Raw genomic sequence first — 12,851 nt, 5'->3', positions numbered from 1 at the left:
AAGAGGCACGAGGGGTCAGTGTGAGAGCCCGCCAGATCTGGCTGATTTTCTCTCTTTCTCCCTGGTGGCTGTGTGCTTGAACAAGGCAGGATATGATGGTCATAGTGAACACACCTGCCTAGCTGTACCACCAGAGGGGAAACCGAACCGGCATGAAACGCATCATGACCCTGATCCTGCTGACGGGATTGTGCACGCCTCTCGCCTGGGCGGCTCGGACTCCATTGACCGAACCCCAGCTCTCCCGCGAGTTGCAGCTGCTGGAAGAGGGCTTCCAGCCAGACCGCATATTCCGGCTGCGCATCGCCGCGCTGGTGGCGAGCAAGGATGAGTATCCCCTCGACGTACAAGGGCGCATCGTGCGCCTGCAGTGCTGGGCCATGCCCGCCGAGTGGGACAGCGAGTATCGCGCCGTGGTGGCCTTTGCCGATCAGCAGCTGGCCATCGTCCGGGCCCGCAAGGACAGGATCACCGAGACCGGCCTGCTCACCTGTCGTGGTTTTCACCAGCAGCTGCTCGGCAACATGGACCAGGCCAAGGCCGACTATCAGCAGGCGCTGGTGCTGGCCCGCCGGCTCGGCGATCGGCTGCAGGAGGCCGACATCCTCAGCTTTCGCGGCGACATGTACGCCTATCAGGGAGAGCTGGCGGAGGGGCTGATGGAGCTTATCGAGGCGCACAAGCGCTTCGAGTCGCTGGGGCAGGACGGCAAGGCGCGGGAGGTGCTGGCCCAGATCGCCAACGCCTACCGGCGGATGGGGCTCTACGAGCGGGCCGAGGGCTATTTCAAGGAGCTGGAGCACGATTACGGCACCCTGGGGGATCAGGAGCGGCTGGTGGACATCCGCTCCCAGCAGGGGCTGCTCTATGCCGAGATGGGGGAGTATGAACGGGCCCTGCCGTTGATGATCCAGGCCGAGCAGCTCTACCGCTCCCAGCAGAAGGAGGGGCTGCTGGCCTGGATCCAGATCGAGATCGCTACCATCCTGCTCAACCAGAACAAGGTGGCCGAGGCGGTGAGCAAGCTGCAGCAGGCGGATGCCATCCTGCGCAGTGGCGAGAGCTCCGACAGCGTGACCCTGGGCCACTGGCAACTGGTGATGGGAATGGCGGAGGCGGCGCAGAGCAACCCGACCAAGGCGCTCTACTACCTGGCCCAGGCCGAACCCATCTTCGTCAAGGAGAAGAACCAGCGCTTCCTGGCGCGGGTCTATGAGGTGCGGGCCCGGATCCTGGAGCAGCAGGGCCAGATCAACGGGGCGCTGGCCAGCCTCAAAAAGTACGTCGAGACCAAGCACTCTCTGGAACGGGTGCTCAGGGAGCAGCGCTCGTTGCAGATGCGCTTCGAATTCGACCTGGCCCGCAAGGAGCTGGAGAACCAGGCCCTCAAGACCAAGCAGCTGCTGCAGGAGGCCAAGCTCAAGCAGTTGCAGGAGCGGCGCCACTGGCAATATGCGGTGGTCATTCTGTTGCTGCTGGTGATGGGCATGCTGGCGCTGCATCAGTTCAATCGCTCCCGCAAGATGCGCCGGCTGGCCATGACCGACGACCTGACCGGGCTGCACAACCGCCGCCAGATCCAGGCCAAGGGGCAGGCCTGGTTCAAGCAGGCGCGAGAGCATGGCAAGACCTTGTCGGTGCTGCAGCTCGACATCGATCACTTCAAGCAGGTCAACGACACCCTGGGCCACCACATGGGGGACAAGGTGCTGGCCGAGGTGGCCAGTTGCGTCGCCGCCCAGCTGCGCTCCCTCGATCGGGTGGGGCGCAACGGTGGCGAGGAGTTTCTGGTGCTGCTGCCCGACACCTGCCTCGACGAGGCGGCCGAGGTGGCGGAGCGGATCCGTCATCGGGTCGCCCAACTGCGCATCGACGGGATGCCCGATGGGCAGCCGGTGCACGTCAGCATCGGCTGTGCCCAGTACAGCCCCCTCGACGAGAGCTTCGGCGATCTGGTGCAGCGGGCTGACGAGGCCATGTACCGGGCCAAGCAGGCGGGCCGCAATCAGGTGATGCGGGCCGAGTAGGGGGCGCAGGCTCCCCTGCTCGTCTGCAAAGCCGGGCTGGGTATTTTTCACTCGCGCGGGTATAATGTCGCGCAATTTTGCTTTGGCTCAGGTGAGAAGACCCATGTAACGCAACCCTCTTCCTCTCTCCACCGGTTGGTCTGATGCCAGCTTGGTGTGGCTCGTTGCGTATCCATGCCGGACCGTGAGTCAATGCGGCACTCCGGAATTATCCCACGGTGGCTTAAGGCCGCCGCCCAATAGAAGAACGTTGAATTATGTCAGCTGAATTTCTGAGTGAAGTCTCCAAGAGACGCACTTTTGCGATCATCTCGCACCCGGATGCGGGTAAAACCACCATCACCGAAAAAGTCCTGCTGTTCGGACAGGCCATTCAGCGCGCCGGTACCGTCAAGGGCCGTGGCTCAGGCCAGCACGCCAAATCCGACTGGATGGAGATGGAGAAGCAGCGTGGTATCTCCATCACCACCTCGGTGATGCAGTTCCCCTATGCCGATTGCCTGGTCAACCTGCTCGACACCCCGGGTCACGAGGACTTCTCCGAAGATACCTACCGTACCTTGACGGCGGTCGACTGCTGTCTGATGGTCATCGATGCCGCCAAGGGTGTTGAAGACCGGACCCGCAAGCTGATGGAAGTGACCCGGCTGCGCGACACCCCCATCCTCACCTTCATGAACAAGCTGGACCGTGAAGTGCGCGATCCGATGGAGGTGATGGACGAGGTGGAGCGCGAGCTCAACATCATGTGCGCCCCCATCACCTGGCCTATCGGCTGTGGCAAATCCTTCAAGGGGGTCTACCACCTCTACAAGGACGAGACCTATCTGTATCAGAGCGGTCAGGGCCACACCATCCAGGAGAAGCGGGTGGTCAAGGGGTTGAACAACCCCGAGCTGGACGCCGCCATCGGCGAAGATCTGGCTGCCCAGCTGCGTGGCGAGCTGGAGCTGGTGCAGGGTGCCTCCCCCGAGTTCGATCACGATGCCTTCATCGCCGGCGAGATGACCCCGGTCTTCTTCGGTACTGCGCTCGGCAACTTCGGTGTCGACCACATGCTGGACGGCCTCACCGACTGGGCACCGTCGCCCATGCCGCGCAAGGCCGAGAGCCGTGAAGTGGCCGCCACCGAGGAGAAGTTCTCCGGCTTCGTGTTCAAGATCCAGGCGAACATGGATCCGAAACACCGCGACCGTATCGCCTTTATGCGTATCGTGTCAGGCACCTATTCCAAGGGCATGAAGATGCGCCACGTGCGCATCGGCAAGGACGTGAACATCTCCGACGCCGTGACCTTCATGGCCGGTGACCGTGAGCAGGCGGAAGACGCCTTCGCCGGCGACATCATAGGTCTGCACAACCACGGCACCATCCAGATCGGTGACACCTTCACCCAGGGTGAGGATCTCAAGTTCACCGGTATCCCGAACTTTGCACCGGAACTGTTCCGCCGTATCCGCCTGCGCGATCCGCTCAAGCAGAAGCAGCTGCTCAAGGGGCTGGTCCAGCTCTCCGAAGAGGGTGCGGTGCAGGTGTTCCGTCCGCTCATCAGCAACGATCTCATCGTCGGTGCGGTCGGTGTGCTGCAGTTCGACGTGGTGGTATCGCGCCTCAAGAGCGAATACAACGTCGAGGCGCTGTACGAGGCGGTCAACGTCTCCACCGCCCGCTGGGTGGAAGGGACCGACGTCAAGAAGTTCGAAGAGTTCAAGCGCAAGAACGAGGTCAACCTGGCCCTCGATGGCGGTGACAACCTCACCTATATCGCGCCGACCATGGTCAACCTGCGCCTGGCCCAGGAGCGTCACCCTGACGTCCAGTTCCGCCAGACCCGCGAGCACTGATAAGGGCTTGCCCGCTAGGCAGACAAGATAAAAAAAGACCCCGCCCAGGCGGGGTCTTTTGTTGCATGGCGATCAAGGCGCAGATGGGGGCAGTGCTGCCGTCATCCGTCGACAAGGGGGGCGATGCCCCCTATAAAGGAGGCTGTTACATGATTCAGGGAGTGATGCATGTCGGTCGAACTGCCCGTCGAGGCACAATTTCAAGCTTACAACGCCCATGATCTCGAGGCCTTCCTGGCCTGCTTCTGCGAGGCGTTCAAGGGATACCGGATGCCGACGGAGAGCCCGAGCACAGTGGGCAAGGGGGCGCTCAGAGCCTTCTATGCCGAGCATCGTTTCAATAACCCGCAGCTCAGGGCCGAGCTGCTGTCGAGAACCGTCATCGGCAACAAGGTGTTTGATCACGAGTTGATCTATGGCCTCTCCCCCGAGCCGCTGGAGAGCATGGCCGTCTTCGAAGTGGAGGCCGGCCTTATCAAGACGGCCTGGTTCTACTTCCCCACCTGAAAGGCGCCCTGCGCCCCTGTCTGCCTCGGCCTGACTGCAAGCCCCGTCCGCTAACACCGGCTGGCGTCAGGCCTCGCCCTCCATGCCGCTGGCGAGGTTCGCCAACCAGCGTTTGACCAGTAGCAACTCCTCCTCGGCCAGCGGGGCGGCCAGCTCTTGTTCCAGCCGGGCGACCCTGGCCTTGGCCTCGGCCAGCAGCGCGGCACCCGCCGGGCTCAGGCTGAGCTGCTGGATGCGGCCATGCTGGAGGTGAGGGGTGCGGGCCAGCAGGCCGCTACGCTCCAGGCTGGTCACCATGGGGCTCACCGTCTGGGGGGTGAGCAGGGTGAGGCGGGCGAGCTCGGCGTTGGAGCTGCCGGGGTAGGCATCCAGCATGGTGAGCAGGGCAAACTGGGGCGCCGTGATGGGCAGGTCCGCCAGCGCCCGCTCCATGCGCAGGCGCTGGGCGGCAGCGGCCTGGCGCAGCAGATAGCCGAGGTGGCCCGCTTCGCCGCGCTTGCCCTCGCCGGGGGCGGGCAGGGGGATGGACAGCTCTGTACTCAAGGGGGGCTTGTTTATCATGTCAGGGTGCTGATATGTTGTTCGTGCCCTGATATTAAATCATGCCCAAGGAGAACACCAGAATGAGCACCCGCATCGATTACCCCGACTTTCGCCAGCTGCTGCCGGCGGCTCACGACGCCCTGATCGCCGCCGGCAAGGCGGTGGACGAGGCCGGCCTCGACAAGAGCCTGAGCGAGCTGGTGAAGCTGCGCGCCTCCCAGCTCAACGGTTGCAGCTTCTGCCTGCAGTATCACCTGAACATCGCCCGTCGCAGCGGGGTGGGGCAGGCCAAGCTGGATCAGCTGGCGGCCTGGCGCGATGCCACCGTGTTCAGCGCCCCGGAGCGGGCGGCCCTGGCCTGGAGCGAGAGCCTGACCCAGCTGCCGTCGGACGGTGTGCCCGACACACTCTATGGCGAGCTGCGCGAGCACTTCAGCGAGGCCCAGATAGTGCAGCTGTCGGTGACGGTGGCCACCATCAACAGCTGGAACCGGCTCGGGGTGGCGCTGCGTTTCGTGCCGCCCGCCGCCCAGCTCTGAGCGGCAGCCAAACAAAAGGGCGGTATCGCGCCGCCCTTTTATCCCGAGCTGATCACTCAGGCTGGTCGCTGGTCATCGCCGGCGCCAAGCGTCAGCACCATGCAGATCTCGCAGGCATCGTGGCCGGTGCAGCCAAGCGGGCCCGGCAGGTGTTCGAAGCCCAGGGATTCGTAGAGCGCGGTGGCCTCGCGCAGCACGGCGGTGGTCTCCAGGTAGCAGCGCTGATAACCGAGCGCGCGCGCCTCGTCCAGCGCCTGCAGCACCAGCCGGCGTCCCAGCCCCAGCCCGCGCAGGGAGGGCATGAAGTACATCTTCTGCAGCTCGCAGACTTGCCCCTCTTCCCCCGCCAGCGGCGCTATGCCGCCCCCGCCGAGAATGGTGCCGTCCGGCCCCTCGATCACCCAGTAGCGGCTCTGCGCGCCCTGATAGGTCTCATGCAGCCGATCCAGATTGGGGTCGGCCACCCCGTAACCCTTGTCGGCGGTGAGCCCGTATTCGGCGGAGACGGCACGGATCACGGCGGCAATCTGGCTGTTGTCGGCAGCTGTGATGGGACGGATGCGGTAACCCTGCTGGCGACGGGCGCGGGAGAGGGCGCTGCGATAGAGGCGTAGACCGGTCCACAGCTGCTCGCGCTCGGCGAGGGTGAGCTGGGCCAGGGTCTCCTCCATGGCGCTGTCCATCTCCTGATGCAGATCCAGCAGCTGGGCCTGGCCGGCGATGGTGAGGCGCGCCTCCTTGCTGCGACCATCGGACGGATGGGGGTGCCAGCTGATGAGCTCGCGCTCGGCCAGGCGAGCCAGCGGGCGGCTGGCGTTGGACTTGTCGATGCGCAGCCGTTCGGCCAGTTGCTGGTTGGTGGCGGGGCCGCTCTCCAGCTCGATCAGCAGATGGGCTTCGAGCGGGCTGAGCGCCAGTTCGCCGCACTGCTGGGAGAGCATGCCGAGTTCGCGTACCAGATCGCGCGACAGGGCGCGCAGGGGGCGGGGATCCATATCAGGGCTTCCTATTTGGTTGTCATCAACAACCAATATAGCCAACTAGTTGTTACTAGCAACTTTTTATTGCGCTGGCGAGGGTCGTGAAACGGCGGGAATTACGAGCGGGCACAAAAAAGGGCCCGGGAGGGGGCCCAAACATTGGAAACCCGCGCGAGGGCACGGATCCCATCCTTGGTCAGGCAAGGTGCCGGCGAGCGTTAGACCAGCTCGGCCAGCATGGTGTCGGCATAGGGAACCAGGGCGTCGCCCTGCTTCACCTTGGCGAGGTAGTCCGGGTTGGCGATGAGCGGGCGACCGATGGCGACGAGGTCGAAGCGGTCGGCCTTGATGGCCTCGGCGGCGGTCTCGGCGCTGTAGTTGCCCACCCCCACCAGATGACCGTCGTAGCGGGCGCGCAGGTAGTCGGAGGCGCGGCCGTCCAGGTAGTCGAAGGTGAGGCTGTCATCGAAGATGCCCAGATGCACATAGGCCAGGTTGCGCTGGTTCAGCTCGGCCAGCAGGTGGTCGAACACGGCGCGATCCCGCGCATCCCCTTCAAGGTGCACATAGGCGCCGGGGGAGAGGCGCAGGCCCACCCGATCCGCGCCGATGCGGGCATTGATGGCATCCACCACCTCCAGCGCGAAGCGGCTCATGTTCTCGGGGCTGCCACCGTAGTTGTCGGTGCGTAGGTTGCTGGCGTGGTGCAGGAACTGATCGATGAGGTAGCCGTTGGCACCGTGGATCTCCACCCCGTCAAAGCCTGCTTCGATGGCGTTGGCGGCGGCCTGGGCGTAATCCTCGACCAGCTGGGCGATGTCGCTCTCGGTCAGGGCGCGCGGCACCTGATAGACCAGCTCGCGCATGCGGGGCACCGTGCCCTCGTGGGCGACGGCGGAGGGGGCCAGCACTTCGGCGTGGTGGAAGAAGGGGTGGGAGAGACGACCCACGTGCCACAGCTGGGCGAAGATCTTGCCGCCGTTGGCATGCACGGCGCCGGTCACTTTCTTCCAGCCGGCGATCTGCTCGGCGCTGTAGATCCCCGGGGTATTGGGGTAGCCCTGACCGTCCGGCCGGATGATGGTGGCTTCGGAGATGATGAGGCCGATGTCGGCGCGGCGCGCGTAATAGGCGGCCATCTGCTCGGTGGGCACCAGGCCCGGGCCTGCCATACAGCGGGTGAGGGGAGCCATCATGAAACGGTTGGCGAGGGTGAGGGTGTCGTTGAGGCGATAGGGCTGAAACAGGGTATTCATGATCGTCTGTCCTGAGGGAGTGATTCTTGAACGTGCATTCAAGACGTTTTTTGTTTTGTGTGCAAGTCTTTTTTGAACGAGCATTCAACATGGGTTGGTGTTGCCGGCTCGCTGGGGTAAACTTGCCGCCCTCTTATTTCCCCTCGCCGGCCCCTGGCCGGTGAATCCGCTTTTTCAACGGAGAAACCATGCGCAGCGCCGAGTTCAACCGGGACGACGTCTTGCGAAATGCCATGGAGGCATTTCGGGCCAAGGGTTACGCCAAGACCACCATGCAGGAGCTGGTGGCGGCGACCGGGTTGCATCCGGGCAGCCTCTACGCGGCGTTTGGCAACAAGCGCGGCCTGCTGCTGGCGGCGGTCGATCACTATGTGCAGGAGAAGAGCGCCCTGCGGCGCAGCTGCTTCGCCGCCGCGAGCCCGCTGGCGGGGGTGCAGGCCTACCTCGAGCAGGTGGTGAACGACGCCCTCTGCGGCACCTGTCTGGTGACCCGCACCCTGATGGAGCTGGCAGAGCAGGACGAAGAGCTGCACCTGAAGCTCAAGGCCATCTATGGCGAGCTGGATGCCGATCTGGCGGCGGTGCTGAGCCTGGCCCTCGAGCGCGGCGAGCTGGCGGCCGGGCGCGATATCCCGACCCTGACCGCTTTCCTGCTCATCAACATCCAGGGCCTGGTCACCTTCGCCCAGTGCCGCCCCGATCCCGCCCTGCTGGGCGGCGTGGTCACCCAGTTGATGACGGCTCTTCGGGCGTAATGCGCCACCCAGAAACAACCATGGCTCCTGCGGGAGCCATGGTTGTTTCTGGGAGGTCACACGCCGTCGGGTTATTCAGGATTCACCAGCTCTTTCATCAGATGCTTGAGCCACACCAGGGCCGGCTGCTGCGCATGCTGCTTTGGTATGCCAGACGCTGCGGGTTTACGCCGGGCTCACCAACTCCTTCATCAGCGCCTTTAACCAGATCAGAGCGGGTTGCTGCGCATGCACCGGATGCCAGACGCAGTTGAGGTGATAATCCGGCACATCTTCGGGCAGCGGCAGGCTTTTCAGCGGCCAGTGGCTGGCGAGCAGCTCGGCCACCATGCTGGGCAGCACCAGCAGGTGATCGCTCTGGCTGACGATGGCGGCGGCGGACATATAGCTCTGGCTGTTGACCGAGATGGTGCGACTGAAGCCCAGCGTCTTCAGATAGCGATCCAGGCTCGCCTCCGAGGTTCCGAGCGGCGAGTGGAACACGTGGGGCATCTCGATCAGCTGCGCCAAGCTGATGCGCTCGGCCGGCAGCGCCGGGTCATCCCCACTCTCTGCGAGCGCCGGGGCGGCCATCGGCAGATCGGCGCGCACCAGCCCGGCCAGCGGCTCGGTGAGCCAGGTCTCCTTGCCGAGATACCCCGGCACCTGCATGTATTCGTCAAAGCCGAGCACCAGATCTATCTCGCCACTCGCCAGCTCGGCTTCGGGCAGGGTGTCGCGCAGGATGCGGATCTCGATGGTGACTCCGGGCGCCAGCCGTTTGAGGCGCTGGATAAGCGGCGGGATCAGCACGCACTCCACGTAATCCGTGGTGCAGAGCACGAAGCGGCGCTTCGACTGGCTCGGCTCGAACACCTCCTCGTCGCTGAGCTGCTGCTCCAGCAGTCGCAGCGCCTGCTGCACCCCCAGATGCAGCCGCTGGGCGCGCGGGGTCGGCAGCATTCCCTGCGGGGTGCGCACCAGCAGCGGATCGCCAAAGAAGGTGCGCAGGCGATTGAGCGCATGGCTCATGGCGGGCTGGCTGATAAAGAGCGTTTCGGCGGCGCGGGTGACGCTGCCCTGGGTCATCAGGGCGTCAAAGGCGAGCAGCAGGTTGAGGTCGAGCTGGTGCAGTTTCATCAAGATTATTTGCCAGGCTTATGGGACAATCCATCCTATTCATTTGATGGATGTGAGCGCAACTTCTTACACTGCGACCACTGTTATTTTTCCAGGATCCCCGCGCCGCGTTTTCACGCCTGCGGGGTCTCAATCCATGCAAGGAGCCTTGCGATGAGCATCAAGACCATGAACACCACGCCGGCCGCTGACGGCTTCACCATGCCCGCCGAGTGGGCACACCAGCAGGCCGTCTGGATGATCTGGCCGTTTCGCCCGGACAACTGGCGTGAGGCCGGTCGCTTCGCGCAAGTCACCTTCGCCAAGGTGGCGGATGCCATCGGGCAAGCCACCCCGGTCTTTATGGGGGTGCCGGCCCAGTTTATGGAGCAGGCTCGCGCCATCATGCCTGCCCACATCACCCTGGTCGAGATGAACAGCGATGACTGCTGGGCCCGCGACAGCGGCCCCACCATCGTCACCAACGCGGCCGGCGAGTGCCGTGGGGTGGATTGGGGCTTCAACGCCTGGGGTGGCCACAAGGGCGGTCTCTACTATCCCTGGGATCAAGACGAGCAAGTGGCGGCCCAGATGCTGGCACAGCACGGCATGGCCCGTTACGACGCGCCGCTCATTCTGGAAGGGGGCTCCATCCACGTCGACGGCGAAGGCACCTGCCTGACCACCGCCGAGTGCCTGCTCAACGAAAACCGTAACCCGCACCTGAGCAAAGAGCAGATCGAAGCTCACCTGCGCGACTATCTGGGTGTGCAGAGCTTTATCTGGCTGGACGAAGGCGTCTACATGGACGAGACCGACGGCCACATCGACAACATGTGCTGCTTCGTGCGTCCGGGTGAAGTGGCCCTGCACTGGACTGACGATCAGAACGATCCCCAGTACGCCCGCTCCGTGGCCGCCCTCAAGGTGCTGGAAGCGGCGGTCGACGCCAAGGGTCGCAAGCTGAAAGTGTGGAAGCTGCCCCAGCCGGGCCCGCTCTACTGCACCCAGGAAGAGTCTGCCGGTGTCGAGAGCGGTACCGGTGTACCGCGCGAGGCGGAAGGTCGTCTGGCCGGCTCCTACGTGAACTTTCTCATCACCAACGATCGCATCGTCTACCCGTTGCTGGATGCCGCCACCGATGGCGAAGCCCAGCGCATTCTGGAAGAGATCTTCCCGGAGCATAAGGTCGTCGGCGTGCCGGCCCGCGAGATCCTGCTGGGCGGTGGCAATATCCACTGCATTACCCAGCAGATCCCCTCCGGCAAATAAGAACCGAATGACGATCCTGCTGCGAGACCGTGATCAAGGCTCATGTGCTGCTCGGAAGCCTCACGTATGTTTATACGCTCCGGTTCCTGCGCTGCTCTTCACCTTGCTGACGCCCTCTCGCGACGGGTCGTAAACCGGTTCTAGTTAGTATTCAAAACCCCACGCCGTGGGGTTTTATCTCTTGATGACGTGATGGTCGCAGGTGCTGATGCGGCGATCATCATGACAAACCGTCACCCTTTACAGGAGATCACCATGATCGAAGTGACCGAGGTTTCCATTGCCGAGCTGCGCGGTGCGCTCGAAGCAGGCCGCACCACCGCGGTCGAACTGGTCAAGGCCTATCTGGCCCGGATCGAGGCTTACAACGGCCCCGAGACCGACACCAAGCTCAATGCTTTGGTAGTGCCCAATCCCGATGCGCTGAAAGAGGCGCAAGCGTCTGATGAGCGCCGTGCCCGTGGCGAGACCCTGAGCCCGCTCGACGGCATCCCCTACACCGCCAAAGACAGCTATCTGGTCAAGGGGCTGACCGCCGCCTCCGGCAGCCCGGCCTTCAAGGATCTGGTGGCCCAGCGCGATGCCTTTACCGTTGAGCGGCTGCGCGCCGCCGGTGCCATCTGCCTTGGCAAAACCAATATGCCGCCGATGGCCAATGGCGGCATGCAGCGCGGCGTCTATGGCCGTGCCGAGAGCCCCTACAACGCCGACTACCTGACCGCGCCCTTTGCCTCCGGCTCCTCCAACGGTGCCGGTACCGCCACCGCCGCCAGCTTCTCCGCCTTTGGTCTGGCCGAAGAGACCTGGTCGAGCGGCCGTGGCCCGGCTTCCAACAACGGCCTGTGTGCCTACACCCCATCCCGTGGCGTGATTTCGGTGCGCGGCAACTGGCCGCTGACCCCGACCATGGATGTGGTGGTGCCCTACGCCCGCACCATGGCCGATCTGCTGGAAGTGCTCGACGTAGTGGTGGCCGACGATGCCGACACCCGTGGCGATCTGTGGCGCTTGCAGCCCTGGGTCAAGATCCCCAAGGCGTCCGAGGTGCGTCCGGCTTCCTATCTGGAGCTGGCCGCCAAGCCCGATGCCCTCAAGGGCAAGCGCCTCGGCGTGCCGCGTATGTTTATCAACAAGGATGAACTGGCCGGCACCAGCGAAAACCCCGGCATCGGCGGCCCGACCGGTCAGCGCATCCATACCCGCGAGGCCGTGATTGCGCTGTGGGAGCAGGCCCGTCAGGCGCTGGAAGCCGCTGGCGCCGAAGTCATCGAAGTGGACTTCCCGCTGGTCTCCAACTGCGAAGGGGACCGACCCGGCGCACCGACCGTGTTCAATCGCGGCATCGTGAGCCCTGAGTTTCTCAATGACGAGCTGTGGGAGCTCTCCGGCTGGGCGTTTGACGACTTCCTGCGCGCCAACGGCGATCCCAAGCTGAATAAATTGGCCGATGTGGACGGCCCCCAGATCTTCCCCCACGATCCGGGTACCCTGCCGAACCGCGAGGGCGATCTGGCGGCGGGCATGGACGAGTACGTCAATATGGCCAAGCGCGGTCTCAAGCGTTTCGACGAGATTGCCTCTGTGCCGGACGGCCTGCGTGGGCTGGAAAAGACCCGCAAGCTGGACTTGGAAGACTGGATGGAGGGGCTCAAGCTCGACGCCGTGCTGTTCCCCACCGTCGCCGACGTCGCCCCTGCTGACGCGGATGTGAATCTGGCCTCCGCCGATATCGCCTGGAGCAACGGCATCTGGGTTGCCAACGGCAACCTCGCCATTCGCCACCTCGGTGTGCCGACCGTCACCGTCCCCATGGGGGTGATGGCCGATATCGGTATGCCGGTGGGCCTGACCTTCGCCGGTCGCGCCTATGACGACAACAAGCTGCTGCGCTTTGCCTCGGCCTTCGAGTCCACCGGCAGCAAGCGTATGGTGCCGCCACGGACGCCACCGTTGGCTTGATCGCCACAGCTGGCATGATTGTTGTTAGGTCAGGCATAAAGAGAGAGGGAGGCATCATGCCTCCCTCTTTT

General features: G+C 64.1%; 11 protein-coding genes. 7 read left to right on the top strand and 4 right to left on the bottom strand.

Annotated elements, in window-relative coordinates:
- The first annotated feature begins 164 nt into the window (after nucleotides 1-164).
- The 3 genes from ACB032_RS11880 to ACB032_RS11870 all read left to right on the top strand — a co-directional run bounded on the left by ACB032_RS11880 (nucleotide 165) and on the right by ACB032_RS11870 (nucleotide 4,378).
- Nucleotides 165-2,027, top strand: coding sequence for a diguanylate cyclase (locus ACB032_RS11880; RefSeq protein WP_371138069.1), 1,863 nt, complete (start codon nucleotides 165-167; stop codon nucleotides 2,025-2,027).
- Nucleotides 2,028-2,281: 254 nt separating this feature from the next.
- A complete protein-coding gene (gene prfC / locus ACB032_RS11875) occupies nucleotides 2,282-3,871 on the top strand; it encodes a peptide chain release factor 3 (RefSeq protein WP_085946238.1) in 1,590 nt (529 codons plus the stop codon).
- Between the two features lie 168 nt (nucleotides 3,872-4,039).
- Nucleotides 4,040-4,378, top strand: a complete 339-nt coding sequence (locus ACB032_RS11870) for a nuclear transport factor 2 family protein (protein WP_139390785.1) — start codon at nucleotides 4,040-4,042, stop codon at nucleotides 4,376-4,378.
- 66 nt (nucleotides 4,379-4,444) lie between these two features.
- Here ACB032_RS11870 and ACB032_RS11865 read toward each other — a convergent pair whose 3' ends face one another.
- The gene (locus ACB032_RS11865; protein WP_371138009.1) at nucleotides 4,445-4,921 is read right to left on the bottom strand and encodes a MarR family winged helix-turn-helix transcriptional regulator; all 477 of its coding nucleotides are present in this window, start codon (nucleotides 4,919-4,921) and stop codon (nucleotides 4,445-4,447) included.
- 80 nt (nucleotides 4,922-5,001) lie between these two features.
- Here ACB032_RS11865 and ACB032_RS11860 point away from each other — a divergent pair, with 80 nt between their 5' ends.
- Nucleotides 5,002-5,460 carry a carboxymuconolactone decarboxylase family protein gene (locus ACB032_RS11860; RefSeq protein WP_371138008.1) on the top strand — a complete coding sequence of 153 codons (459 nt, stop codon included), beginning with the start codon at nucleotides 5,002-5,004 and terminating at the stop codon, nucleotides 5,458-5,460.
- 56 nt (nucleotides 5,461-5,516) lie between these two features.
- Here ACB032_RS11860 and ACB032_RS11855 read toward each other — a convergent pair whose 3' ends face one another.
- The gene (locus ACB032_RS11855; protein WP_371138007.1) at nucleotides 5,517-6,455 is read right to left on the bottom strand and encodes a GNAT family N-acetyltransferase; all 939 of its coding nucleotides are present in this window, start codon (nucleotides 6,453-6,455) and stop codon (nucleotides 5,517-5,519) included.
- Between the two features lie 203 nt (nucleotides 6,456-6,658).
- The gene (locus tag ACB032_RS11850) at nucleotides 6,659-7,696 is read right to left on the bottom strand and encodes an alkene reductase (RefSeq protein ID WP_236766114.1); all 1,038 of its coding nucleotides are present in this window, start codon (nucleotides 7,694-7,696) and stop codon (nucleotides 6,659-6,661) included.
- Nucleotides 7,697-7,884: 188 nt separating this feature from the next.
- Between ACB032_RS11850 and ACB032_RS11845 the strand changes: the two genes are divergently transcribed.
- The gene (locus ACB032_RS11845; RefSeq protein WP_244089068.1) at nucleotides 7,885-8,451 is read left to right on the top strand and encodes a TetR/AcrR family transcriptional regulator; all 567 of its coding nucleotides are present in this window, start codon (nucleotides 7,885-7,887) and stop codon (nucleotides 8,449-8,451) included.
- 165 nt (nucleotides 8,452-8,616) lie between these two features.
- Here the strand turns inward: ACB032_RS11845 and ACB032_RS11840 are convergent, their stop codons facing one another.
- Nucleotides 8,617-9,570, bottom strand: coding sequence for a LysR family transcriptional regulator (locus ACB032_RS11840; RefSeq protein WP_371138068.1), 954 nt, complete (start codon nucleotides 9,568-9,570; stop codon nucleotides 8,617-8,619).
- Nucleotides 9,571-9,723: 153 nt separating this feature from the next.
- Here ACB032_RS11840 and aguA point away from each other — a divergent pair, with 153 nt between their 5' ends.
- Together aguA and ACB032_RS11830 are read left to right on the top strand one after the other, a co-directional pair.
- The gene (aguA, locus tag ACB032_RS11835; RefSeq protein ID WP_371138006.1) at nucleotides 9,724-10,821 is read left to right on the top strand and encodes an agmatine deiminase; all 1,098 of its coding nucleotides are present in this window, start codon (nucleotides 9,724-9,726) and stop codon (nucleotides 10,819-10,821) included.
- A 255-nt stretch (nucleotides 10,822-11,076) separates the two neighbouring features.
- Nucleotides 11,077-12,780: an amidase gene (locus ACB032_RS11830; RefSeq protein WP_371138005.1), complete on the top strand. Its 1,704-nt coding sequence runs from the start codon at nucleotides 11,077-11,079 to the stop codon at nucleotides 12,778-12,780.
- The last annotated feature ends 71 nt before the right edge of the window (nucleotides 12,781-12,851 follow it).

The organism is Aeromonas sp. S5(2024) (assembly GCF_041403025.1).
GTDB lineage: Bacteria > Pseudomonadota > Gammaproteobacteria > Enterobacterales > Aeromonadaceae > Aeromonas > Aeromonas hydrophila.
Note: the sequence above shows the minus strand (reverse complement) of the source record. Positions and strands in the feature narration are given on the sequence as shown.